At 72.6% G+C, this 23,634-nt stretch carries 20 protein-coding genes; 10 read left to right on the top strand and 10 right to left on the bottom strand.

Annotation, left to right across the window (positions count from 1 at the left end):
- The gene (xseA, locus tag P3X83_RS19095) at positions 1-1,218 is read right to left on the bottom strand and encodes an exodeoxyribonuclease VII large subunit (protein ID WP_277306477.1); all 1,218 of its coding nucleotides are present in this window, start codon (positions 1,216-1,218) and stop codon (positions 1-3) included.
- A 60-nt stretch (positions 1,219-1,278) separates the two neighbouring features.
- Entirely contained in the window at positions 1,279-2,199 is a 921-nt protein-coding gene (locus P3X83_RS19090; RefSeq protein ID WP_277306476.1) for a hypothetical protein, read from the bottom strand.
- Between the two features lie 151 nt (positions 2,200-2,350).
- Here P3X83_RS19090 and P3X83_RS19085 point away from each other — a divergent pair, with 151 nt between their 5' ends.
- Complete coding sequence (locus tag P3X83_RS19085) at positions 2,351-3,286, top strand: 4-hydroxy-3-methylbut-2-enyl diphosphate reductase (RefSeq protein WP_277306603.1); 936 nt, start codon at positions 2,351-2,353, stop codon at positions 3,284-3,286.
- A 19-nt stretch (positions 3,287-3,305) separates the two neighbouring features.
- Here P3X83_RS19085 and P3X83_RS19080 read toward each other — a convergent pair whose 3' ends face one another.
- The 3 genes from P3X83_RS19080 to P3X83_RS19070 form a co-directional block, all read right to left on the bottom strand.
- Positions 3,306-4,262, bottom strand: coding sequence for a sugar kinase (locus P3X83_RS19080; RefSeq protein WP_277306475.1), 957 nt, complete (start codon positions 4,260-4,262; stop codon positions 3,306-3,308).
- A 56-nt stretch (positions 4,263-4,318) separates the two neighbouring features.
- Entirely contained in the window at positions 4,319-4,939 is a 621-nt protein-coding gene (locus P3X83_RS19075) for a DUF6542 domain-containing protein (RefSeq protein WP_277306474.1), read from the bottom strand.
- A 107-nt stretch (positions 4,940-5,046) separates the two neighbouring features.
- Positions 5,047-6,351: a DNA recombination protein RmuC gene (locus P3X83_RS19070; RefSeq protein WP_277306473.1), complete on the bottom strand. Its 1,305-nt coding sequence runs from the start codon at positions 6,349-6,351 to the stop codon at positions 5,047-5,049.
- A gap of 90 nt (positions 6,352-6,441) precedes the next feature.
- On the opposite strand from P3X83_RS19070, the gene ychF reads away from it, so the two are divergent.
- Complete coding sequence (gene ychF, locus P3X83_RS19065; protein WP_277306472.1) at positions 6,442-7,530, top strand: redox-regulated ATPase YchF; 1,089 nt, start codon at positions 6,442-6,444, stop codon at positions 7,528-7,530.
- A 207-nt stretch (positions 7,531-7,737) separates the two neighbouring features.
- Here ychF and P3X83_RS19060 read toward each other — a convergent pair whose 3' ends face one another.
- The 3 genes from P3X83_RS19060 to P3X83_RS19050 form a co-directional block, all read right to left on the bottom strand.
- On the bottom strand, positions 7,738-7,974 hold the full coding sequence (locus P3X83_RS19060; protein WP_277306471.1) for a hypothetical protein: 237 nt from the start codon (positions 7,972-7,974) through the stop codon (positions 7,738-7,740).
- Between the two features lie 182 nt (positions 7,975-8,156).
- The gene (locus P3X83_RS19055; protein WP_277306470.1) at positions 8,157-9,659 is read right to left on the bottom strand and encodes a nitrilase-related carbon-nitrogen hydrolase; all 1,503 of its coding nucleotides are present in this window, start codon (positions 9,657-9,659) and stop codon (positions 8,157-8,159) included.
- Positions 9,643-10,227: a TetR/AcrR family transcriptional regulator gene (locus tag P3X83_RS19050; RefSeq protein WP_277306469.1), complete on the bottom strand. Its 585-nt coding sequence runs from the start codon at positions 10,225-10,227 to the stop codon at positions 9,643-9,645. The genes P3X83_RS19055 and P3X83_RS19050 overlap by 17 nt, the downstream gene beginning before the upstream one ends.
- A 169-nt stretch (positions 10,228-10,396) precedes the next feature.
- On the opposite strand from P3X83_RS19050, the gene P3X83_RS19045 reads away from it, so the two are divergent.
- Positions 10,397-10,948 carry an RICIN domain-containing protein gene (locus P3X83_RS19045; RefSeq protein WP_277306468.1) on the top strand — a complete coding sequence of 184 codons (552 nt, stop codon included), beginning with the start codon at positions 10,397-10,399 and terminating at the stop codon, positions 10,946-10,948.
- Between the two features lie 13 nt (positions 10,949-10,961).
- Here P3X83_RS19045 and P3X83_RS19040 read toward each other — a convergent pair whose 3' ends face one another.
- On the bottom strand, positions 10,962-11,291 hold the full coding sequence (locus P3X83_RS19040) for a helix-turn-helix domain-containing protein (protein ID WP_277306467.1): 330 nt from the start codon (positions 11,289-11,291) through the stop codon (positions 10,962-10,964).
- A gap of 95 nt (positions 11,292-11,386) precedes the next feature.
- Here P3X83_RS19040 and P3X83_RS19035 point away from each other — a divergent pair, with 95 nt between their 5' ends.
- Positions 11,387-12,583, top strand: a complete 1,197-nt coding sequence (locus tag P3X83_RS19035) for an MFS transporter (RefSeq protein WP_277306466.1) — start codon at positions 11,387-11,389, stop codon at positions 12,581-12,583.
- On the opposite strand, the gene P3X83_RS19030 is transcribed toward P3X83_RS19035, so the two are convergent.
- Complete coding sequence (locus P3X83_RS19030) at positions 12,543-12,821, bottom strand: hypothetical protein (RefSeq protein ID WP_277306465.1); 279 nt, start codon at positions 12,819-12,821, stop codon at positions 12,543-12,545. The two genes, P3X83_RS19035 and P3X83_RS19030, sit on opposite strands and share 41 nt — an antisense overlap.
- Before the next feature lie 18 nt (positions 12,822-12,839).
- Between P3X83_RS19030 and P3X83_RS19025 the strand changes: the two genes are divergently transcribed.
- The 6 genes from P3X83_RS19025 (at position 12,840) to P3X83_RS19000 (ending at position 23,634) form a co-directional block, all read left to right on the top strand.
- Positions 12,840-13,001 carry a hypothetical protein gene (locus P3X83_RS19025; RefSeq protein WP_277306464.1) on the top strand — a complete coding sequence of 54 codons (162 nt, stop codon included), beginning with the start codon at positions 12,840-12,842 and terminating at the stop codon, positions 12,999-13,001.
- A gap of 638 nt (positions 13,002-13,639) precedes the next feature.
- Positions 13,640-14,650, top strand: coding sequence for a conjugal transfer protein (locus tag P3X83_RS19020; protein ID WP_277306463.1), 1,011 nt, complete (start codon positions 13,640-13,642; stop codon positions 14,648-14,650).
- Between the two features lie 55 nt (positions 14,651-14,705).
- Positions 14,706-15,002 (top strand): hypothetical protein, encoded by a 297-nt coding sequence (locus P3X83_RS19015; protein WP_277306462.1) that lies wholly within the window; start codon positions 14,706-14,708, stop codon positions 15,000-15,002.
- A 136-nt stretch (positions 15,003-15,138) separates the two neighbouring features.
- Positions 15,139-18,618, top strand: a complete 3,480-nt coding sequence (locus tag P3X83_RS19010; RefSeq protein WP_277306461.1) for a TcpE family conjugal transfer membrane protein — start codon at positions 15,139-15,141, stop codon at positions 18,616-18,618.
- Positions 18,619-18,649: 31 nt separating this feature from the next.
- Positions 18,650-21,136: an ATP-binding protein gene (locus tag P3X83_RS19005; RefSeq protein ID WP_277306460.1), complete on the top strand. Its 2,487-nt coding sequence runs from the start codon at positions 18,650-18,652 to the stop codon at positions 21,134-21,136.
- Positions 21,133-23,634 carry a type IV secretion system protein gene (locus P3X83_RS19000; RefSeq protein ID WP_277306459.1) on the top strand — a complete coding sequence of 834 codons (2,502 nt, stop codon included), beginning with the start codon at positions 21,133-21,135 and terminating at the stop codon, positions 23,632-23,634. The genes P3X83_RS19005 and P3X83_RS19000 overlap by 4 nt, the downstream gene beginning before the upstream one ends.

The following is a 23,634-nucleotide window of genomic DNA, read 5'->3' as shown; positions in this document are numbered from 1 at the left end:
TCAGCCGGGGTCGGAGGTGCCGTCGGCGCGGGCCGTGACGCGGGCGTCGGGGAAGCGGATGGTCAGCTCGTCGCCGGTGGCGACCTCGGCGGCCCGCCGTACGACCTCGCCGTCCGGGCGCTGCACGATCGCGTAGCCGCGCTCCAGGGTCGCGGCCGGAGACAGCGCGACCAGGCGGGCGCGCAGGTGGGTGAGCGAGTCGTCGGCGCGGTCGAGCGAGCCGCCAAGGCAGCGGCGGGCGCGGTCGCGGAGCTGGTCCACCTGCTCGGCGCGGCGCTCGATCTCGCGCACCGGATCGGCCAGCGACGGCCTGGTCCGCACCGACGCGAGCCAGGCCAGCTCGCGGTCCAGCCAGCCCTTGACCATCCGGCGTCCCCGGTCGCGGAGCTGACGCACCAGCGTGAGCTGCTCGCCGACGTCGGGCACGACCTTCTTGGCGGCGTCGGTCGGCGTCGAGGCCCGCACGTCGGCCACCAGGTCGAGCAGCGGGCTGTCCTGCTCGTGGCCGATCGCGCTGACCACCGGTGTACGGCACGCCGCCACGGCGCGCACCAGCGACTCGTCGGAGAACGGCAGCAGGTCTTCCATGGAACCGCCGCCGCGCGCCACCACGATCACCTCGACCTCGCGGTCGGCGTCGAGCCGGTGCAGCGCCTCGGTCACCTCGGTGACCGCGTAGGGCCCCTGGACGGCGACCTCCTCGACCTTGAAGCGCACGGCGGGCCAGCGACGGCGGGCGTTCTCCAGCACGTCGCGTTCGGCCGCCGAGTCGCGCCCGCAGATGAGCCCGACCGTGCCCGGCAGGAAGGGGAGCCGCCGCTTGCGGTCGGTGGCGAACAGCCCCTCGGAGGCGAGGACCTGGCGCAGCCGCTCCAGCCGGGCGAGCAGTTCTCCGACGCCCACCGGCTTGATCTCCAGGGCGGTGAAGGCGAAGGAGCCCTTGTTGACCCAGAAGTCCGGCTTGACGTGCACGACGACGCGCGCGCCGTCCACGGGGCGCGGGACGGTCGCCTCGTACACGCCGCGCGGGCAGGTGACCCGCGCCGACACGTTGGCCACCGGGTCGCGCAGCGTCATGAACACGGTGCCGCCACGGGCGATCAGTTCGGTGATCTGCCCTTCGACCCAGATCGTGCCCAGCTTGCCGATCCATCCGGCGACCATCTGCAGGACGGTCCTGATCGGGATCGGCTGCTCGGGTGAGGTCTTCTGCGCCATGCCGCACAACCTATCGAGGCCGTGCGACGAGCGGGCGCGGGTACGCGAGCCGGGAAGGGGCTATTCGCCTCCCGCCTCGGCCATCTTCGCCAGCCGGTTCTCGAACATCTTCACGATGTTGGCGCGGTTGGCGGTGGCCTGCTCGTAGGTGAGCAGCGCGCGGACCTCGTCGGCGGACTTGTTGCGCAGCCGGGCGCGCAGCGAGGCCAGGGTCAGCTCGGAGTAGTTGGGCATGGGCTCGGGCAGCTCACCGTTGGAGGCGGCGGCAGCGGCGGGGGCCTTGGGCTTGGTGGCGCGCTTGGCGCGAGCGGGCTTCGGCTCCTCGACGGGCTCCTCAGCGGCCTTCTCGGTTACCGTCTCGGCGGCCTTCTCAGTGACCGTCTCGACCGGCGCCGCGACCTCGGCGGGAGCGGGCGCCTCGGCGACCGGGGCCGGGGCAGGGGCAGGGGCCGGGGTCTCCACGACGGGGGCGGCCGCTTCGGCCGCGGGCTCCGCAGCGGGCTTCTCGACGGGCTTCTCGGCCGCCTTCGGCTCGGCGGGCTTCTCCACCGGCTTCTCGGCGACGGGCTCGGTCTTGGGCTCGGCCTCGGGCTTGGCGTCGGCCTCGGGCTTCGCGGACTTCCCGCCCCTGGGGGCGAAGATGACCGGCTGACGGCGCGCGGGCTTGGACTCCGTGTCGGCGGCGGTCGTCTCCGCCGTTTCCGCAGCCGTGGCCGTTTCGGTGGCGCTCGCGGTGCTCTTGTCGTCCGCGAGCTCCTTCGCGGCGTCCTTGTTCTCGTCCTTGTTCTCGTCCTTGGCCCCGAGGCGCTTGAGCGTGGCGCGCACCCGGTCGCCGAACGTGAGGGCCTGGCCGACGCCGCTGATCGTGGTGTTCAGCGCGTTCAGCGGCAGGTCCTTGGCCTTCTCCTTCAGTCCGTCACGATCGGAGAACGCGTCGCGGACGGACTTCGCGACGTTGCGTACGACGTCGGGTAGGGACATGCCGGGCTCCTTGGAGTTTTGTCTACGTGGCGGCTAGTCTGGCAAAAGACTGGCGTGTGGGGTAAGCGAACGGTCGGGTACGCGTACGGGGTCCCCCGCTCGCTCCACGTAGCATGGATACATGACTAGTGAGACCCCTGCGACCCGCCGTGTGCTAGTTGCCAAGCCTCGTGGCTACTGCGCCGGGGTCGATCGCGCGGTGGAAGCCGTGGAACGCGCACTTGAGCGCTATGGTGCGCCGATCTACGTCCGCAAGCAGATCGTGCACAACACCCACGTGGTCAAGACGCTCGAATCGCGCGGCGCCGTCTTCGTCGAGGAGACCGAAGAGGTCCCCGAAGGCGCGATCGTCGTCTTCTCCGCGCACGGCGTGTCGCCCGCCGTCCACGAGCAGGCGGCCGAGCGGAGCCTGCGCACCATCGACGCCACCTGCCCACTGGTCACCAAGGTCCACAACGAGGCCAAGCGCTTCGCCGCCAAGGACTACGACATCCTGCTGATCGGCCACGAGGGGCACGAGGAGGTCGAGGGCACCGCCGGTGAGGCCCCGGCCCACATCCGGCTGGTGGACGGCCTCGACTCGGTGTCCGGCGTGCAGGTCCGCGACCCCAAGCGGGTGGTGTGGCTGTCGCAGACCACGCTGTCGGTGGACGAGACCACCGAGACGGTCGGCCGGCTGCGGGAGCGCTTCCCGAACCTCATCGACCCGCCGAGCGACGACATCTGCTACGCCACCCAGAACCGCCAGGTGGCGGTGAAGGAGATCGCGGCCGAGTCCGAGCTGGTCATCGTGGTGGGCTCGACCAACTCCTCCAACTCCAAGCGGCTGGTCGAGGTCGCCCTCGACGCGGGGGCCGACGCCTCCTACCTGGTCGACGACGCCTCCCACATCCAGGACTCCTGGCTGGAGGGCGTCACCACGGTCGGGCTGAGCAGCGGCGCGTCCGTGCCCGAGGAACTGGTCGACGGCGTGCTCGCCCACCTGGCCGCGCGCGGGTTCGGCGAGGTGCGCGAGGTGGAGTCGGTCCAGGAGAGCGTCCGTTTCGCCCTGCCCCACGAGCTGCGCCGCGACCTGCGCGCGGGCTGAGCGGGTCCGCTGTGGGGCGTCACCGCACGGTGGCGCCCTCCGGCAGGTCGAGCAGGTGCAGTTCGTCCCGGGTGGGCAGACCGTGCCAGCCGCCCTGCCGACCGCTGTGCGAGGCGACGGCGAAGGCGGCGAGCGTCACTCCCCGGGCCAGCCGTCCGGGCAGCGGCAGGCCGTCCAGCAGGCCCGACAGGTAGCCGGCGGTGAACGCGTCGCCCGCGCCCACGGTGCCGGCGACCGGCACCCTGCGGGCGGCGGCCCTGGCGTGCTCGGCCCCGCGCCACGCCTCCGCCCCGTCCGCGCCGTGCTTGACCACGACCTCGGCGATCCCGGTCACGCCCTCGGGGCCGCCGACGAGCGGCAGCTCGCCGGCCGAGACGATCAGCACGTCCACGAAGGGCAGCAGCCTCGACAGCGCCGACGTGGCCGTGTCCGCGTCCCACAGCCGCGACCGGTGCTTGACGTCCAGGCTCACCATGACCCCGGCGTCCTTGGCGAGCCGGACGGCGTGCTCCATGGCGGCGCGCGGCTCCGCGCCCAGGGCCGGTGTGACGCCGGTGATGTGCAGGACGCGGGGCTGTTCGGCGAGGGCGGCGGTGGCGTCGGCGGCCGAGAGCGTCGCTCCGGCGGAACCCGCGCGGTAGTAGTGCACCCGGGTGATGTCGGCGACGCGGCTCTCCTGGACGAGCAGGCCCGTGGGCCGTTCGCCGTGCACGCGCGCCGTGCTCACGTCCACGCCCTCGGCGCGGAGCGTCCGCAGCACCAGCCTGCCGAACTCGTCGTCGCCGACCACGCCCGCCCAGCGCACCGCGTGCCCGAGCCGGGCCAGGCCGATGGCCACGCTCGCCTCCGCCCCCGCGACGCTGAGCCCCAGCGTGCCGCCCAGCCGCAGCGGGCCCTGCCCGTGCAGCGAGGCCAGCGACTCACCCAGCGTCGTCACATCGGTGCGGCCGGTAGATGTCGCGTGCAGCGGATCCATGCCGACCACTTTGCCAGCGCCCCGTTCGCGGCCCCGGGCGGGGGCGGTGGAGCGCGCTATTCGGCGGGGTCGCGCTGCTTGCCGTACACGCGGGGCTCGAAGTAGCCCTCAGGCTCGGGCACGTATGCGCCGCCGCCCGCGGGGGCCGTGCGCTCCGGACCGGGCGGCGGCGGACCCGCCGCCGGGTCAGCCGATCCGCCGGAGCCGGCGGCCTCGTTCGCGCCGCCCGCCGCCTGGGCGGCGCTCACCGCGCGGGCCGCGCGCAGCTCCTCGCGCAGCTCGCGGACGTTGGACGGCAGGCCGCGCCGCCACGCCACGCCGAGCACCAGCGCCGACCCGGCGAACAGCCACGGCGCGCCCGCCGACAGCGAGGTGAACAGCCCGAGGCCGAGCGCCTGGAGCATCGACGCCGAACTGGCCAGCGCCCGGACCAGCTCGGAGACCAGGGTGGCCGCGAAGAACAGCAGCGGCGGCGTGACCACCAGGGACAGCAGGTCGCGCGGGTTGACCAGGAACACGGCGGCCAGGCAGCCCGCGAGGAAGGTCACGCCCACGGTGATCGTGGAGCCGAGCAGGCTCTGCAGCACGTTGCCCAGCAGTGTCGCCAGCACCACGACGGCGAGGGCGCCGCGCACGGTCAGGCGCACGCCGGCGGACCGCGCCGGCTCAGCGCTCATGGTCGCCCCCCTTGAGCCACCCGATGCCCCCTCCAGTGTGCGCCCCGACCGCCCGCAAGGACAGGTCAAGGCCAACTTACCGCCAGCGCGCAGGAGGAGAGCGGAGGTTACGCCCTCTTCCGCCACCAGCCGGGGTCCATCGCACCCGCTTCGTCCGTTAGACCCTCTTCGTACTGGGTGCTCTTCTCCAGCAGTTCGGGACTGGAGAGCCCTCGGGGCAGGCCCTCGACCATCTGCGGCTGTTCGAGCTCGCCGTCCACCAGGCCCAGGTCGTTCAGCTTCCGCGCGCTGACCATCACCCGGGTCTCCAGGGAGCCGACCGTGCGGTTGTAGGCGTCGACCGCGCGGGTCAGCGCCCGGCCCAGGGAGTCGACGTTGCGGCCCATCGTGCCGAGCCGTTCGTACAGCTCCTTGCCCAGGTCGAAGACCGCGCGGGCGTTCTCCGTCAGTGCCGCCTGCTGCCAGGCGTAGTGGGCGGTGCGGAGCATGGTGACCAGGGTGGTGGGGGTGGCGATGTGGACGCGTTTGCCCATCGCGTACTCCAGCAGGCCGGGGTCGCGCTCCAGCGCCGGGGCGAGGAACGCCTCGCCGGGGATGAACAGCACCACGAACTCCGGGGTCGGGCTGAACGCCTGCCAGTACGCCTTGGCGGCCAGCCGGTCGACGTGCTCGCGCAGGTGCCTGGCGTGCGCGTCGAGGCGGACGGCCTGCGTGCCCGCCTCGGCGCTCTCGGCGGCCTCCAGGTAGGCGGCCAGGGAGACCTTGGAGTCGACCACGATGTTCTTGCCGCCGCTCAGCCGTACGACCATGTCGGGGCGCACCACGCCGTCGGCGGTGGACGCGCTCGCCTGCTCGTCGAAGTCGCAGAACCGGGCCATTCCGGCGATCTCCGCGACCCGGCGGAGCTGCAGCTCGCCCCACCGGCCCCGGGCCTCCGGCCGTTGCAGGGCCCGGACCAGCGCGCCGGTCTGGGCGCGGAGCTGGTCGGAGCTCTGGCGGACGAAGTCGATCTGCTTGCTCAGCTCGGCCTGCGACGCGCGGTGGCCCAGTTCGCTGTCGCGGAGCTGCGTCTCCACCCGGGCCAGGGTCTCCTTGAGCGGGCCGATCAGGTGCTCGACGGCCTGCCTGCGCTGGTCGAGGTCGCCCGCGGCCTCGGCGCGGGAGGTCGCCAGGCGGTTCTCGGCCAGTTCCAGGAAACGCAGGTTGTTGACGTCGAGGGCGCGGGCGGACAGGGCCTGGAAGCGCTCGGCGAGCTGCTCCTCGACGTAGCCGAGCTTGCCCTCGGCGACCTTGGCGCGGGCCTGGGCGTCGGACACGGCGGCCGTCGCGCGTGATCTGGCCAGGACGAATCCGATCGCGAATCCGAGTGCGAGGCCGACGGCGAGCAGGAGGATCACAGCCATGACGTCCACGACGGCAATGATCCCAGCCGCGGCTCCCGGCCGTACGGCCCGACACGCCCAGGTCCGCCGTACCCGCGCACGCGCGTAGACTCGGCCAACGTGAGCTTGAGCATCGGCATCGTCGGGCTGCCCAACGTCGGCAAGTCCACTCTCTTCAACGCGCTGACCCGGAGCGGTAACGCGCTGGCGGCGAACTACCCGTTCGCCACGATCGACCCCAACGTGGGTGTGGTCGGCGTTCCCGACGACCGCCTGGGCAAGCTGGCGGAGATCCACGGCTCGGCCAAGATCCTCCCGGCGAAGGTCGAGTTCGTCGACATCGCGGGCCTGGTCCGCGGGGCCTCCGAGGGGCAGGGGCGGGGCAACCAGTTCCTCGCCAACATCCGCGAGACCGACGCGATCTGCCAGGTCATCCGGGTGTTCACCGACCCCGACGTGACCCACGTGGACGGCGATGTCTCCCCGCAGCGCGACATCGAGACGATCAACACCGAGCTGATCCTCGCCGACCTGCAGACGCTGGAGAAGGCCGTGCCCAGGCTGGCCAAGGAGGCCAAGGGCAACAAGGACCGCAAGGCCGCGCTCGACGCCGCCGAGGCCGCCGTCAAGGTCCTCGACACCGGTACCACCATCTACGCGGGAGCCAAGGGAGCCGGCATCGACCCGGCCGACCTGCGCGAGCTGCACCTGCTCACCGCCAAGCCGTTCCTGTACGTCTTCAACCTCGACGCCGACGAGCTGTCGGACGACGCGCTGCGGAGCCGCCTGGCCGGGCTGGTCGCCCCGGCCGAGGCCGTCTTCATGGACGCCAAGATCGAGTCCGAGCTGGTGGAGCTGCCGGAGGACGAGGCGCTGGAGCTGCTCCAGTCGGTCGGGCAGGAGGAGTCGGGGCTGCGTCAGCTCGCGCGCGTCGGCTTCGACACGCTCGGCCTGCAGACCTACCTCACCGCCGGGCCCAAGGAGGCCAGGGCGTGGACCATCCGCAAGGGCGCCACGGCCCCCGAGGCGGCCGGGGCCATCCACACCGACTTCCAGCGCGGCTTCATCAAGGCCGAGGTCATCTCCTACGACGACCTGGTCGAGGCCGGTTCGGTCGCGGCCGTCCGCTCGGCGGGCAAGGCCCGCATCGAGGGCAAGGACTACGTGATGCGCGACGGCGACGTCGTGGAATTTCGCTTCAACGTCTGACCCCCATGCGCCCGATTGGGCACTGAGTGGACTGTCATATGGGCACCGGCTCGGCCGAAGGTGGACTCGGCGGCGCGCTTTGAGGACGCGCCGCCGTCATGCCTCCGGCACTCGGTTTCCCCGGTGCCGGTGACGTGATCGATCCGGCCGTCGGACGCACGGAGCCAATGTGCTCACGCCACCGTGCGCCGACGGCCGTTTCCCTCCTCACCCTGGGGCGTGTCTGGCGTTTCTTCGGGCGCGGATCGCCTCGTAGCCGTCTACCAGGCGTTCGCGCTGTTCACGCAGGCCGCGGCGGATCTCCTCGCCGGCCTGCGCGATGCGTCTGCTGTCGGCCTGGATGGCACTCGATCGGCCCTTGACCTTCGCCGCCGTCGCGCGCAGCCTCGCCAGCCGCGACGCGTCGCCGGTGCTTTCTCGTGGACACTCGTCGGAGTTCCGCATCTGACCCATCACTCCCTCGCGGAGCGGCCCCGTGGAGGCCCGGGTTCCGGCCTGCCCACCACGATCGCCCCCGTCGGTGATCCGGATCAACTTACCGGGCAGGTCAGTTTCAGTAGTAGGCGTCCCAGCCGATGTCGGCGATCTGCGTTGTCGACGACCGAGTGGGCGACGCCCCGGGGCGACTACATTGTGCGGCCCGACGGGGCGGCCGGGGCCCGATCGCGGGGAGGGAGCTGGTCGCCGGCTCGACGGTCGCGCGGGCGGCGGATCGCGGTGAGTACCGTCACGGCGGTGAGGGCCAGGCAGAGCCAGGCGAACCAGTCGCCGAGACGGGTGTAGGGGGTGGCTCCCGGGCCCGGCCGTACGTCGGCGACGACGGTGGTGAACGGGGCGGGGCCTCCCGTCGCCTGCTCGGCGACGACCCGGCCGTAGCCGTCCGAGATCATCACCTTGCCGGTACGGCTCGCCCAGACGATCGCCTCGCCGTTCTCCACTCCGCGCAGCAGGGCCGTGCGGGCCATCTGCCACCCGTTGTCGTCCTCGGTCGAGGCGGGCATGGCCATCAGTCGCGCGCCCGCCGCCGCGTACTGCCTGCCCGGATCCCGGAAGGTCACGTCGCCGCAGATCATCACGCCGACCCGGGCGCCCGAGGCGACCGGAGGGAACGACAGGTCGTGGCCGAGCACGCTCGCCGAGTCGTGGTGCTTGAGGTAGGTGACCGGGGCGCCGCCGTCCGACGGGAAGGTGAGCGCGTAGTTGTACTTGGCCGGGTCGTCCCAGTGCGCGAAGCCGGCCACGATGTCGATCCCGCGTTCCCTGGCGACCCGCCGCATCGGCTCGAACAGCGCCTTGGGGGCGGCCTCCGTCGAGCCCACCGCGGCCTCGGGCAGCACGGCCAGCGTGACGCCCTCCGGGAGGGCGGCGATCGCCTCGGCGTAGGCGGTGGCGAGGTCGCGAGCGGCCGGGGTGGCGAGGTCGGGGGCCCAGTCCCGCTGGTTGGTGGAGATCGCGGCGACCCGCAGGACGGGGGTCTCGCCGCCCGCGCCCGCGAGCCGCAACGCGCCCGCCCCGAGCGCGACGGCGAGCAGGGCGGTGGCGACGGCCGTGGCGCGCAGCCGGGCCGCGAGCCCGGGCTGCGCGGTGGCGAGCGCCGCGACGGCCGAGGGCGCGAGCATGACCAGGAAGTCCACGCCCCACATGCCGGTGACCGAGGCGGCCTGCATGATCAGCGGCATGTCGCCCTGGTGGTTGGCGAACGTGCCGAGCAGCCCCATCGGGTTGGACACGGACACCAGGTAGAGGGCCCCCGTCCACACGGCGGGCGCGGCCAGTACGGCGAGCAGTGGACGCCCCCGCCGCATCTGCGCGCCGAAGGCCAGGACGGCCAGCGCCAGCACCGCCGACATCCCGGTGTTGATCATGATGCCCGCGGGCCACATCGGCATGTCGTGCGAACGGAGCTGGAACGCCCAGATGTTCGCCGTGCCGAGCAGCGACCCGAGGAACGCGACCCCGGCGGCGGCCCAGCCGGGCACACGCGGGGCCAGCAGCAGGGCGGGCAGCGGTGCGACCCAGGTCAGCGCGGCGACCGGAGCCAGACCGGTGCCCAGGTAGAACAGCACCGCCGTGCCCGCGAGGGCGCCTGACACCTGCCACGCGGCCCGGGGTTCACGGACGGAGACCATGGATCACCCTCCTGATGGTCCGCTTGCACAGGGCGCGGAAGTCGGCCTCCGGCATCTCCATGCGGCCGCCGTGGTAGAGCTGGACCAGGCCCATCGCCGGGGTGACGATGGCGAGCGTGACCTCCAGCGGGTCGTCGTCGGCCCGCAGTTCGCCCTCCTCGATGCTCTGTGCCACCGCCTCCAGCACCGGGGCGAAGACGGGGCTGCCGCCGTCGCGGAAGTCGCCGGGGAAGCGCAGCGCGTCGTCGCGCAGCTCGGCGACCACGAAGGTGTAGAGCTTCGGCATCCCGAGCGCGAAGTCGAGGAAGGCGTCCGTCAGCCCGTCGAGGCGGGCCTCGAAGGTGCCGGCGTCGCGCCGTGCCTGCCAATCCTTGGTCACCTGGGCGATCGCCTCGTCGGCGACGGCGCGCAGCAGCGCCTCGCGGTTGGAGTAGTGCCGGTAGGTGGCCATGGCGGTGACACCGGCGTCGGTGGCGACCCGGCGCATGGTGACCGCCTGGGCCCCCTCGTCCAGAAGGATCTTCAGCGCCGCCGTGGCGATCCTCTCGGTGGTTCGTTTCTCGACCATGTCTACACTGTACACAGGAATGTGTACGTTGTAGACGAACGTCAGTCCTTGGCTGCCTTGTACGGGCTTGTACGGAGAATTCCGGCGGCCTTCACCTGCGGCGTCCGGGTTCCGATCATCGAGTGACCCGGCCCTTTTCTGGGGCCGGATCACCGACCTGGAGGTCACCTTGAGATCCGGATCACTCCCCGGCGGGCGCGTGGCGGCGTACCTGAAGCGCGTCGCCCTGCTGGCCGCCGTCCTCGCACTGTCGCTGGCCGCCACCACCCCGGCACAGGGCGCCGTGGCGGTCATGATCGTCTCCAAGCAGTCCGGGAAATGCCTCGACGTCGCCGGCTACGGCACCCACGACGGCGCCAACGTGTGGCTGTGGACCTGCCACGGCGGATCCAACCAGCGGTGGATCTTCGGTAAGGTCTACGGCGACCCGCCGTTCTACTGGATCAAGAACGTGCACAGCAACAAGTGCCTCACGGTGAGCGGCGGCGGCCTGGCGAACGGCACCGACATCGTGATCTCGACCTGCGCGGGGGCCGCGCACCAGAAGTGGTGGCTCGGCTACACGAGTGCGCCGTCCTACTACCACCACCAGCCCAAGCACGCCAACCACGCCTCGTGCATGGACGTGGCCTGGGGTGACACCTTCGACGGGGCCGACGTGTGGCAGTGGAGCTGCCACTGGCCGTACGCGCCGAACCAGGAGTGGATGACGGTGGTCTGAGCCCGGCGTCCGGTCAGTCCGGCTGGTCGTGCCGCCGCGGCGGGGTGGCGGCGAGGATCGAGGTCAGCAGGCCGGGGAACCTGCGCTCCAGGTCGTCGCGGCGCAGGCGGCTGGGGCGCGCGGTGCCGACGAGCCTGGTCGAGACCAGGCCGCTGTGCCGCAGGACGTTCATGTGGTGCGAGACGGTGGAGACCTTCACCGGCAGGTCGAGCGCGGTGCAGGTGGACTCGCCCAGCTCGTCGAGCAGGTGGATCATCCGTAGGCGGATCGGGTCGGCCAGCGCGGCGAGGATCGTGCCGATCTCGATCTCGTCGAGATCGGGCTGTGCCAGCCAGGTCTCCATCGAACCTCCACCGATCGTGCTCCCCAACTACGATACACATCGGAACAGAGTTACGATGAGCGTCGTAATAGCTGACACCCATCGGAAGGTTCCCGATGACCTCGACAACTTCCGCCACCCCGGCCGAGAGCCCGGCCGCCGCCCGCTGGCGGGGCCACGCGGCGGTGCTCGCCTTCGGCGCGTTCGCCGTCGGCACGGACGGCTTCGTCGTCGCCGGGCTGCTCCCGCCCATCGCCGCGTCCCTGCACGTGAGCGTGGCGGCGGCCGGGCAGCTCGTCACGGTGTTCTCCATCGCCTACGCCGTGCTCGCGCCGATCCTGGCGATCCTCACCGCCTCCTGGTCGCGGCGGACCGTCCTGATCGTCGCGCTCGCCGTGTTCGCGATCGGCAACGCGATCACCGCGCTGGCCCCCGGCTACGGCCTGGTCCTGGCCTCCCGCGCGGTCGCGGCGGCCGGGGCGGCCCTGTTCACCGCCACGGCGAGCGCGACGGCCGCGGCGCTGGCGGGGGAGAGCCGTCGCGGGGGCGCCATCGCGATCGTGATGTTCGGCCTGACGTCCTCGCTGATCCTCGGCGCGCCGCTGGGCACGATCGTGGGCGGCGCGCTCGACTGGCGGGCCACCATGTGGTTCGTCACCGGCCTGGCGCTGCTCGCCGCCCCGGCGATCGCCTTCCGCCTGCCCGCCGCCGGACGGGCGAGCGGCGCGGGGATGCGCGCCTTCCTGGCCCCGCTCGGCAGCCGCTCCGTGGTGACGGTGCTGCTCGGCACCGTGGTCGCCTTCACCGGGATCTACATCCCCTACACGTACATCAGCGAGATCTTCGCGCCCGCCGCCTCCGGTCCCACCGCGCTGGCCGCGCTGCTGCTGGTCTTCGGGCTCGCCGGTACGGCGGGCAACCTCACCGCCGGGCGGCTCTCGGACCGGCGCGGCCCCCGGCGGGTGATCCTCGTCGTGACGCCGGTCCTGGCGGCGGTCTTCGCCCTCATGCCCCTCGGGCGGGCCGGGACGGCCGCCGCCGTGATCGCCGTCGCGGTGTCCGGGTTCTTCTCGTTCTCGATCACCACGCCGCAGCAGCACCTGGTGATCGGGCTGGCGGACGGGGGATCGGGAATGGTCACGTCCCTCTATCAGTCGGCTCTCTACCTGGCGGTGTCCCTGTCGGGGGCGGTGGGCGCACTCGGGCTGGAGCGGTGGGGCGCGGTGGCGCTGCCGTACATCGCGGCGGTGCTCATGCTCGCCGCGGCGGCCCTCACCTGGACGGTCCGCCGTGCCCCGGCGGCGCGGGCGTGAACGCCCCGGTGCTCAGCCGGTCGGGAGGCGGACGGCGGCCCTCGCCGCTCTCCTCGACGGCGGCCCGTCCCAGGACGGCCAGCAGGTAGCCTCCGTGCGGCCGGGCGTTGACGCTCCACTGCTCGTCCAGCACGGCCCCGAACCGGCCCGCGCCCTGCGAGGTCAGCGTCGACGGCGATCCGGAGACCCTCGCCCTCGGCCTGTGGTCGGCCGCGCACGGGTGCGTCTCGCTGTTCATCGCCCACCCGTCGCTCCCGTGGCCGACCGACCGCGAGGGCTGATCGACCACATCGTGCGGGTGGCGGGGTTCGGCACGGCGATGTATTCGCGATTGCCGCGTGCCGTACCCGAGAGTTCGCGACTGGCGGCGGAACTGGACGAGTTCGGCGCACGGCTGGCCGCCGATGAGCGGTCCTGAATAACGGGTTTACTCGTCATTACCGATTTGGCAACAACGCTGTGGAACGCTGGGTAGCGAGGTGTTTTCTCCGGGTTTCTGGGTCGTTTTTGGGGAATCGGGGAGCGCGACGGTCGGGGGCCGGACTGTGATCGGGCCCCGGACGGTGTGACGGCCCGAGCGCCGCAGCCGTCTTAGGGGGCCGCGACGGGACGGCAGGCGGTGCCCTACCGCATCGGATCCCCCGGCGAGACCGGCGAGACCGAATCGGTGTGGCGCCATGGGCGTGTCCTGACGCTCCCTGCCCGGCCGCGAGTGCGCGCGTGCGTGTCACGGGCGTGCCATCGTGTCGCCGGACGGCCACATACGTGCAGGTCGCGACAGTCCAGGAACGATGGGGACAGCAACACGTGGCTGTTAGGTAATTGTGGGGCCTCTGGCCTGCTCTAACCCGCTTTCGGCCTCGGTCGGGCGGCCTGCGCCGGGTCAACGGGGACGAAGACCCGGTTTGCTCGGTTACGGTGATGCCTGCAGCATGGGCGTGGCTTTCCTGGAACAATTGGCGGGGCCGCTAGGGTGATTGCTTCACCACCGATAACGGGATCGAGAGTAAGACGACACCGCGCCATGCCGTGGGGATCGGCGCGAGCGGAGGCGTGATGGCTCGAAGGTCGATCGTCCAGCAGGATCCACGGGTCCCTGGCGATCCGGAGCTGTCGGCGTACCCTGAGTCCGGCGGGCCCGACGTCCCCGCGCCGCGCGGGCGCGGCGGCGCCCGGCGCGGCCGATGGTCCGGCGGCGGCGGTCGCTGGCTCGTCTGGATCGGGCGCGCGGTGCTCTGGGCGGTGATCGTAGTCATCGTGGTGAATGGGGTTCGTGCGCCTTTCGAGCGTTTCACGCAGGGCGCCACTCCGGCCGGACAGGGCGCCGAGCCATCCGCGTCCGGCTTTCCCACCGATCGGGCGTCCTCTTTCGCCATTCAATTCGCCGCCGTCTATCTGAATTTCGACGCGACCCGGCCGCAGGAAAGGGCCGGGAAGCTCGCGCCGTTCCTGCCGGAAGGCGCCGACGCCCAGTTCGGATGGGACGGCGCCGGCCAGATGTCCGCCGGGGCCATCCAGCCCTACGGCGTCGAGGTGATCGACTCCCAGCGCGCGGTGGTCACGCTCATCTTCCAGTCCGGCAACCGCCGCATGCGGCTCTCGGTCCCGGTCTACTACTCGGGCGACGAGTTCGTCGTCTCCGCCCGGCCCGGCGTGCTGCCCGCGCCGGCGAAGCCCGCGCTGCCCCAGTCGGCCGAGCCCGACCTCGACGACGCCACGGCCAACGAACTGCGGCCCCAGCTCCAGCTCTTCTTCCAGGCATACGCCGGTACCGACCCCGCCGCGCTGGGTCGTTTCGTCACCGGGAACAAGCCGCTGGAGAACTTCAAGGGCGCGTTCACCTTCGTCGAGATCGAGCGGCTCGTGGTGCCGCTCGGCGGCGCCATCCGCGACATCGAGGCCACCGTCATCTGGAGCATGCCGCCGGCCGCGACGCCCAGCCCCGACCCGTCGGCCCCGGCCGCGACCGCGGGCAGGCTCACACAGTCATACCGCCTCACCGTTGAGAAACAGGGCGGTAAGTGGTTCGTCCAGGACATCCGCGGCGCAGGCGGGTCCGTGGGGTGAGAACGTCAGTGGTCGCTCGATTCCCCCGGGAGGACAAGAATTGATCGTGAAAAGCATGGTGCTGAGCGCGCTCGACCTGGCGTCGACACCGCTGGACCTCGCCGCAACGCCCACGACCCCGGCCCCCGAGGGCGTGGACACCCAGGGCCTGGCCGACTTCCTGCGCCAGTTCTTCGGACCGCTGTTCCTGGTGATCGTGTCCGTCGTCGCGCTTTTCTTCCTCTTCACCCGAGAGATCACGAGATTCGTCCAGTTCATCATTCTGGCGATCGCGATCGGGGTGATCTTCTACGTGCCGAACATCATCGAAGTGACCGCACGCGCCATAGCCGGTGCGCTGGGCATTCAATGATGGGCACCCGATGAAGGGTTGAGAACGGGCCCGGGCGGTCATTGAAGGATGAGGTGATCCGGACACCGGGAAGTGAGGCGACCGAAGTACTGCCCGTTCGAGCGCGACGGTTCTAAGGTGCGGAGAGGAGGAGCGCGTGGACCTGCCCACGTATACCAATATCTGGCGTATTGAGAAGCGGCTCTACAAGCTGTACGACCTACGGCTGCCGATGCCGCTACCAATCGTGTGGATCGGTGTCTTCCTGGGCGTCCTCGTTCCCTGGTCGCTGCTGCTCTGGCTGGTCGGGCTGCCCTTCGCCACTCCATGGCACGTCGTATACCTGGTTCCGCCGGGCGTGGTCACCTGGCTGTCCACCCGGCCGGTGATCGAGAGCAAGCGGCTCAACGAGCTCATGCAGTCCCACCTCCGCTACCTCGGTGAACCGCGCACCTGGTGCCGGATGGCGCCGAGCGCCGAGCCCGCCGAGATCACCTTCCACGCCCGCGTCTGGCAGGTGGGGCCGAGGGCCGAGCCGGTACGCGTCAAGGCCGCCCGCAAGGCCCGCCACGCGTCCAAGACCCGCGGCCGTCCGCAGCGCGCCACCCCGGCCCGCCAGGTCCGCCCGGCCGTCGCCGCCGCCGCGGCGGCGGCCTCCACCGCGCCGGTCGCGCCCGAGGTCGCCCAGGCGGCATCCGGTCAGTCCACCCGCGAACCGGTGTCCTGGGGCCGCGCCCGCGCGGCACGCCGGGGCGCCGCCCCCGCCCTGGCGGCGGGCGGCTCCGCCACCCCGCCCGACCGCCCGTCGGTGGCCCTGCCGTCCGTCGCCTTCCGAACCCCTGCGACCGACCCCCCGCACCGCCCCTCCGCGGACCGTCCCAACTCCCCACCCGCCCTCGACCCCATCGGATCCCCTGCCTCCGACCCGTCGGAGAGCCACCGGTCGTTCCCTCTGCGCCCGGCCGCCGACGCGTCCTCGCCTGGGCGGGCCGAGCGCGCCCCACGCCGCCTGCGCGGCCTCCAGGGCGGCAAGGACCGCTCCACGTCGCCGGAGTGGCCCGCCGCCACCCCCGACCCGTCCACCGAGCACGCGGCCCAGGCCCCATCGGCGCCCATCCCGCCGATCGCCCCTGACGCCCTTCGCCGCCTCCGTCGCCTCGCCGCCTCCGTAGACGGCAACACCACCGCCAAGCCCCCCACCGCCCACACCCCCCACCCAAAGCCCACCACCAACGTCCCCCACCCCGCCGACAGCGGCGAACCCGCCAGCGGCAGCGACACCACCGGTAGTGCCGCCTCGGCCAGGCCCGCCACCGGCGGCGACGCAGCCTCACCCACCAGCCACACCGCCGGCGATGCCCGCTCCGACAGCGCCGCCGCCGGCCGTCCCATAGTCGGTGCCGGTGCCGCCTCCGGCGCGACGGCGGACGGCAGGGGACACCAAGCAGGTGCCGGTGCCGCTGCCAGTGGCCGTTCCTCGGACGAGGCGGAGGCCGAGACGAGTGCGCGGCGTCGCCGAGGGCGGTCGGGTTCCGGAACGCCGGTTCCCGACGCACAGCGTGTGTGGCCCCCGGAAACGGCTCAGGGCCGGTCGGAGCGGGCTGAGCCGGAAGCGGCACCCGCAGAGGCAGAGCCCGTGGCCGCCCAGGCACAGGCTGGAGAGGCCGACTGGGAGGCCGCCCAGGTCGCCGCAGCGTGGCGGGAGGCCGAGGAGCGCGAAGCCGCTGCCGCCGCCCGCGAGCGGGGCGAGCGGGAGGCCGCCGACCGCGCCAAGGCCGAAGCCGCCGCCGCGCGTGCGGAGGTCGGACGGCAGGCGCTGGTCGAGGACCTCACCCGCCGTGGCGCGATGAGCGAAGAGGCCGGTGCCTCGGAGCAGACCCTGCGCGAAGACGCCGAGCGGGAGGCCGCGCAGGTCGCCGCCGCGTGGCGGGAGGCCGAGGAGCGCGAAGCCGCTGCCGCCGCCCGCGAACGGGGCGAGCATGAGCAGGCCACCAAGACCGGACGCCAGACCGCCATCCCCCGCGAACAGTCCCGCCGCGAGGCCGAAGAAGAGGTCCCCCAAGGCGAGGCCCGTGCGGTGGAGGACGGTACGGCCGGAGACGGTGAGGCGGAAGCAGGTGCGGGCAAGGGCCGTGAGGCTCAGGACGTTAGGGCCGACCAGCGGGTGGCGGTGGGTGAGGAGGCTCGGCGCTCTGCCGACGCTCGTCGCCTGGGCGAGGTCGAGGACCAGCGCGCGGGTGAGGAGGATGACGCTCGGCGGGTGGTTGAGGAGCGGGAGGGGGCGGCGGTTCGGGAGAGGGCTCGGCGGGACGCTGTGGAGCGGGAGGCGGCCGCGGCTCGGGAGCAGGCCCGTAGGGAGAGCGAGGAGCGTGAGCGGCCGGAGAGTTCGCGGCGGGCCGAGTTGGAGCGGCAGGCCGCGGCGGCTCGGGAACAGGCTCGCCGGGAGGCGGCGGAGCGTGAGGCCGCGACGCGTGAGCGGGTGCGCAGGGAGGCCGCCGAACGGCAGGCCGCCGCCGCCCGCCGGGAGGCCGAGGAGCGTGAGCGGCGGGAGATCGCCGCGCGCGGCGAGACGGTCGCCGGGAGCCAGATGCCCGGCGTGCCGACGCTGCCCGGAGCCGGCGACAGGGCCGCCAGGGTCTCGATCAGGGCCGTGCAGGAGTCGGCCGCGCCGGTCCCCGTGGCGCCCCCCGTGGAGGGCGGCGGCAAGGTCCGCCGCGTGGAGTCGGTCGTGGGCCGCGACACCTCGGGCGGCTGGCGACGGCTCGCGCAGGTCGTCATCGGTTCCAGCAGCAGCCGTTCGGACGGCTCGGAGATCGACGAGGCCCGCGCCCGCGCCGTGTTCCCCGGCAGCCGCCGGGTGGTCGTGCTGGGCTGCACCGGCGGGGCCGGGCAGACCACTACGGCGCTGATGCTCGGCCACGCCTTCGCCATGCACCGCGAGGACGGCGTGCTCGCCCTCGACGCCAACACCGGCGACAACACGCTGACCAGCAAGATCCAGGCCGATTCCCCCGAGACGCTGGCCTCGCTGCTCGCCGGTCTCGACCAGGTCGGCGGCTACCTCGGGATGCGCGCGTACACCACGCGCACGCCGTCCGGGCTGGAAGTGGTCGGGGCCGACACCGACATCGGCGCCGAGCAGCGGATGGCCGACCGCACGCTGTTCTCCGACCAGCGGCTCGGCCAGGCGATGAACCTGTTCGACCACTACTACAAGCTCGTGGTGGTCGACCCGGCGGCGGCGCTGGCCGCGCGCGTCCTGCCGTACGCCGACCAGCTCGTCCTGGTGGTCCCGGCGAGCGAGGACGGTCCCGACGCCGTGGCGATGACCTACGAGTGGCTCGACGGCCACGGCTGCGCCGAGCTGCGCCGCCGGGCGATCATGGTGGTGAACGGCGTGAGCCGCCGCAGTATGGGCGACGTCGAGCAGGCCGAGGCGGTCGCGCGCGGGCGCTGCCGGGCCATTGTGCGGGTGCCGTGGGAGGACGACCTGGCGCCCGGTGGGTCGGGCCCGGCCGAGCCGGCGCGGATGCGCGCCGCCGGACGCAGGGCCTATCTGGCGCTGGCGGGCGTGGTGGTCGCGGGTTTCGCGGTGCCGCACGCGAGCAAGCGGAGCGAGGAGGAAGTGGCGCAGTGACCGTGGCACGCATCGCGGTGGCGGACGGCAGATGAGCGGCCGGTCCTCGCGGGCACGCAGCCGCCTCGCGGTGAGATACTTCGACGATCGGGTGCTGCTCACCGACTCGGCCGCCTGGGCCTACTTCCGGCTGCCCACCGTGAACTACGAGTTCGTCACGCCAGAGGAGCGCGAGGCGCTCGCCACCAACATCACGATCGCGCTGGCCGCGATCCGGATGTCGGACGCCGAGGTCCACCTGCGGGTCGCGCATCGCACCTACCCGGCCGCCGACTGGGCGATGGCGCTGAACGCCACCTCCGACGAGGGGCCCGGCTGGCGCGACTACCTGGAGGAGATGTACGGCCACGTCTGGGCCAAGGACTTCTGGAGCAAGGAGGTCTACCTGGGCGTCCGCCTCGGCCCGCGTGGCGCGCAGCTCGGCACCGGCGTGCTGGCCCAGCTCTTCGGCTACTACCAGCGGAGTGAGAAGGCGCTCGGCCTGGACGACGACCACGTCCCGGACAACGAAATCGCCAAATGGACCGACCAGGCCGAGCGGCTGGGCCGGGCCCTGGCGTCCAGCGCCCTGTACGCCAGGCACGCCACCTCCATCGAGATCGCCTGGCTGTTCCAGCACGCGGCCACCGGCGCGCTGGGCGACCCGCCGCCGTCGGCGAGCCCCAAGCGGCGCTGGGGGAGGGGCGAGATCGAGGCCCTGGTCGAGGGGCAGATCCACAACGGCAGGTCGCTGCTGCGCATCGAGCAGACCACCGGCGACTCCTACGTGGCCCACCTGTCGTTCGCCCGCTTCCCCGACCTGATGCCGTTCCCGGACGGCGAGCCGTGGAGCCACTTCGCCGACCAGCTCCCCTTCCCGGTGGAGCTGTCCAGCCGGATGCGGCTGATCCCCCCGGTGAAGGCCAGCAAGGACGTCGCCCGCAAGCTCGCGCACGCCCGTGACATGGACATCCACATCCGCGAGGCGGGCGCGGAGGCGCCGATCGCGCTGGCCGAGCAGATCGACGCGGCGCGCATGCTGGAGCACGGCATCACCAAGGAGCGCCTGCCCTTCGTGTACGGCTGGCACCGGCTGATCGTCTCCGCCCCGACCGAGGAGATCTGCGTCCAGCGGGTCGAGGCGGTCGTGGAGCACTACCGCGACGTGGGCATCGACATCGTCAACTCCACGGGCGACCAGTTCTCGCTGTTCTGCGAGGCGCTGCCGGGCGAGCGGGTGCGGGTCAACGCCTACGCCCAGCGGCAGCCGCTGCGCACCATCGCGGGAGGCATGTCGGTGGCGACGGTCGACGTCGGCGACCGCATCGACGAGACCAGCGCGGGCTGGGCCGGGCCGTACATCGGCGAGTCGGTGGGCAGGGCGCGCAGCATCGTGCACTTCGACCCGCTGGTCGCGGCGGCCCGCAACCGGCCGACGGCGATCGCGATCACCGGCGAGCCGGGCGGCGGCAAGACCACGCTGGCGCTGCTGCTGATCTACCAGATGGCGCTGCGCGGGGTGACGATCGCCGTGATCGACCCCAAGGGTGACGCCGAGTCGCTGGTGGCGCTGTTGCGCAGCCGGGGACGCCGGGCGAGGATCATCCCGCTCGGGTCCGCCGCGCCTGGGCTGCTCGACCCGTTCTCGTTCGGCGACGACATCGCGACGAAGAAGACCATGGCCACGGAGACGCTCCGGCTGCTGCTGCCCCGGATGTCGGAGGAGCGCGAGTCGGCCATGATCCAGGCGGTGGCGGCCGTCTCCAACGGCGAGGATCCGTCGCTGGGCAAGGTCGTGGACTACCTGGAGCAGGCCGAGGACGCGGCGTCGAAGAACCTCGGCGCGGTGCTGCACTCGATGTCGGACATGCATCTGGCCCGGCTGTGCTTCGACCCCTCGGGCGGCGACCAGATCGACAGCGAGGGCTGGACCACCGTCTTCACGCTGGGCGGGCTCACCCTGCCCGATGTCACGACCGCCCGCGACGACTACTCCTACGAGCAGCGGCTGTCCGTGGCGTTGCTCTACCTGGTCTCCCAGTTCGCCCGGCGGCTGATGAACGGGCTCGACCGCCGCTCGCCGAAGGCGATCTTCCTGGACGAGGCGTGGGCGATCACGTCCACGCCGGAGGGCGCCAAGCTGGTGCCCGAGGTCAGCAGGATGGGCCGGTCGCGCAACACGGCGCTGGTCCTGGTCTCGCAGAACGCGGGTGACCTGCTGAACGAGCAGGTCACCAACTGCCTGTCGTCGGTGTTCGCGTTCCGCTCGACCGAGCGCGTGGAGGTGGACCACGTCATGTCCCTGCTCGGCGTGGAGCCGCTGGAGGAGCACAAGGCGGTGCTGCGCTCGCTGGGCAACGGCGAGTGCGTCTTCCGGGATCTGGACGGCCGGGCGGGCCGTATCGGGGTGGACCTGATCTCGGAAGAGCTGTTGCGCTGGCTTGACACGAATCCGACACACGATAAGCCCGGTCAGAACGGGAATGATCCTGGGGGAATCGGCAGGCCGGAGACGGCGGCGCGGGAGGTTCGGTCATGAGTGGCCCCCCACAGGGACCGGTGCTGGGCGTCCTCGCCCGCAGGCGACGGCGTAGCGCAGACTCCGAGAAGTCCGACAAGACAGCACCCAAGTCCCGCCGGTCTCGGCTGCGCCGGATCGTCACGGTGGGGCTGATGCTGGTCGTGGGCCTGCTGGCGATGCCGGTCGCCGCGCCGCAGCCGGTCTCGGCGGCGGTGCCGTTGTGCGACCTGTCTCCCGACCTCGCGCCCGAGATCGTCGGCGGCGGTGTCGACGGCCTGCTCCAGCCGCCGCCCCCCGAAGGCACCGCGCCGCTCGGCGGACCGGGCGCGCCGCCCCCTCCCGGCCAGCAGCAGACTCCGCAGGGCCCCCAGACCAACTACTCCACGTACGGCATGTCCGGCCTGTCGTGGCACACCCACGACCTCGGCTGCGACGACGTCGTCGCGGTGCTCGGCAACGCCTGGGCCAACATGGTCTTCACCCTGGCCAAGGCCGTCGACCGGCTGACCATCACCACCTACCAGGCCGCCGCGACCGAGGGCCCGCTCCAGTCGATCAAAGACGTGGTCGACGACGTCGTGACCAACCTGGCCAACGCCATGTACTGGCCCTACCTCCGCCCGCTGGTGATCATCGGCGCGATCTGGCTCGCCTGGTACGGCCTGCTCAGGAAACGCGCGACCACCACCGCCGAGGGCGTCATCTGGATGATCATCGCGGTGGTGGCCGCCGTGTGGTTCTTCAGCCGCCCGGGCGACTTCACCGGCATCGGGAAGGTGGTCACCGACAAGACCGCCGAGGTGGTCAACAGCGCGTTCGCCGGGCTGCCCGGCGCGGGCGGGGCCTCCTGCCTGCCCCCGAAGGGCACCACCGGCGACCAGGCGAAACCCACGGCCGGCGGTTACGGCCAGGCCGGAACCGCCGGAGTCGACCAGAACGCCGACGCGCTGTGGTCCACGCTGGTCTGTAAACCGTGGCTGATGGGCATGTTCGGCACCGCCGACCCCAACGCCCCGGTCGTGAAGGACTTCGGCGCGCTGGCGCTCGACATCCAGGCGCTCGACCGGCAGGAACAGGCGGCGGGGGAGAAACCGACGCCCGCCGCGCACCAGAAGCGGTACGAAGAGGAGGTCGCCAACAAGCTCCAGGGCACCGCCATCTACCCGCTGCTCACCGGCCAGGACTGGACCAGCCGCCTGGGCATCGCGCTAGGCGCGCTGATCGCGGCGATGGTCGCCGGGCTGTTGATCTTCCTGGTCGCGGTGTCGCTGCTGGTGCTCAAGGTCGGGTTCCTGCTGTTGCTGATCCTCGCGCCGGTCTTCCTGCTGATCGGCGTGCATCCGGGGTCGGGGCGGATCATCGCGCTGCGCTGGCTGGAGATGGTGATCGGCACGCTGCTGCGGCAGGCCGTGCTGGCGCTGGTGCTCGGCGTGCTCGTGTACGGCTACGCCCTGATCATCTCCACCGCGATGCCGTGGGGCATGCAGATCCTGTTCATCGCGCTGCTCACCATCGCCGTGTTCTTCTACCGCAGGCCGTTCCAGCACCTGTTCGCCTCGATGGACGGGCATACGCTGGCCACCCGCATGCTGGGCGAGGCGGCGTCCGCGCCCACGCTGTCGCGGGCGGCCAACGCGCTGCCGCCGGTCGCCGGGTACCGGGTCGGGCGCTGGGGGATGCGCAAGGCCGAGCCGCTCATCCAGGCCGCCGCGCTGGCGGGCGGCGGCGCGGCCACCGCGGCGGCGGCGTCCGTCGCGCAGGGCAAGGTACGCGGCGAGGACGGCGGGGCGGCGGGCACGCCGTCCGGGGCGCGTGTGCCCGCGACCGGGCAGCCGGTGCCCCTCGACGCCGACGGCGCGGCGGCGCGGCGTAAGACGGGCGCCTCCCGCACCACGTTGCCCCGCACGGGCTCGGCGCCGCCGCTCAACCTGTCCGGCGCACGCCCGGCCGGTTCGCCGGTTCGCGGCGGTCGCGCCGGTGGCGCACCGAGTACGGCGGGCGCGGGCCGTGGTGTTCCCAGGGTCTCCGGGGGCGGCGGTGGCTCGGGCGGCTCCGGCGGCTCGGGCGGCGGTTCCGGTGGCGGCTCTGGACGTGGCGGCGGCTGGTTCGGCGGCAGGTCCGGCGGCGGATGGGCGCGCGGCGGGTCGGCCGGATCGAGCTCGGGAGGTTCCTCCGGGCGTTCCGGTGGGGGGCTGTTCGGCGGAGGCGGCGGATCCGGAGGGCGTTCCTCCGGCTCGGGCCGTTCCTCGGGCGCCTCGTCGGGCGGCCGGTCGTCCGGCGGCAGGCCGTCGTCCGGGTCCTCCGGTGGGGGGCTGTTCGGCGGAGGCGGCGGGTCCACCCGGCGTTCCGGTTCCTCGGCGGGCTCCGGTGGCCGCGGCTCCGCGCCCAGGGGCGGCGACGGCGGCGGACGCCGTTCCGGCCCTCCGCCGCTGTGGCTGTCGGGCGGCGGCGGACGCTCGGGTGAAGAACCGCCGGTGCCGTTCTGGCTGCGGCCGTCCGGGCCCGACAAGGACTGA

Origin of the sequence: Spongiactinospora sp. TRM90649 (assembly GCF_029382225.1) — a bacterium.
Classification (GTDB): Bacteria; Actinomycetota; Actinomycetes; order Streptosporangiales; family Streptosporangiaceae; genus Spongiactinospora.
The sequence above is the reverse complement of the archived record's forward strand: the minus strand, read 5'-3'. Positions and strand labels throughout refer to the sequence as shown.

Excerpts from the sequence above, each read along its gene's own strand:
- P3X83_RS19030 (WP_277306465.1), bottom strand. The coding sequence starts at position 12,821 with ATGAACAGCGAGACGCACCCGTGCGCGGCCGACCACAGGCCGAGGGCG.
- P3X83_RS19055 (WP_277306470.1), bottom strand. The coding sequence starts at position 9,659 with ATGGTCTCCGTCCGTGAACCCCGGGCCGCGTGGCAGGTGTCAGGCGCC.
- P3X83_RS19075 (WP_277306474.1), bottom strand. The coding sequence starts at position 4,939 with ATGAGCGCTGAGCCGGCGCGGTCCGCCGGCGTGCGCCTGACCGTGCGC.
- P3X83_RS19035 (WP_277306466.1), top strand. The coding sequence starts at position 11,387 with ATGACCTCGACAACTTCCGCCACCCCGGCCGAGAGCCCGGCCGCCGCC.
- P3X83_RS19020 (WP_277306463.1), top strand. The coding sequence starts at position 13,640 with ATGGCTCGAAGGTCGATCGTCCAGCAGGATCCACGGGTCCCTGGCGAT.
- P3X83_RS19050 (WP_277306469.1), bottom strand. The coding sequence starts at position 10,227 with ATGGTCGAGAAACGAACCACCGAGAGGATCGCCACGGCGGCGCTGAAG.
- P3X83_RS19060 (WP_277306471.1), bottom strand. The coding sequence starts at position 7,974 with ATGCGGAACTCCGACGAGTGTCCACGAGAAAGCACCGGCGACGCGTCG.
- P3X83_RS19000 (WP_277306459.1), top strand. The coding sequence starts at position 21,133 with ATGAGTGGCCCCCCACAGGGACCGGTGCTGGGCGTCCTCGCCCGCAGG.
- P3X83_RS19040 (WP_277306467.1), bottom strand. The coding sequence starts at position 11,291 with ATGGAGACCTGGCTGGCACAGCCCGATCTCGACGAGATCGAGATCGGC.
- P3X83_RS19080 (WP_277306475.1), bottom strand. The coding sequence starts at position 4,262 with ATGGATCCGCTGCACGCGACATCTACCGGCCGCACCGATGTGACGACG.
- xseA (WP_277306477.1), bottom strand. The coding sequence starts at position 1,218 with ATGGCGCAGAAGACCTCACCCGAGCAGCCGATCCCGATCAGGACCGTC.
- P3X83_RS19005 (WP_277306460.1), top strand. The coding sequence starts at position 18,650 with ATGAGCGGCCGGTCCTCGCGGGCACGCAGCCGCCTCGCGGTGAGATAC.
- P3X83_RS19015 (WP_277306462.1), top strand. The coding sequence starts at position 14,706 with ATGGTGCTGAGCGCGCTCGACCTGGCGTCGACACCGCTGGACCTCGCC.
- P3X83_RS19090 (WP_277306476.1), bottom strand. The coding sequence starts at position 2,199 with ATGTCCCTACCCGACGTCGTACGCAACGTCGCGAAGTCCGTCCGCGAC.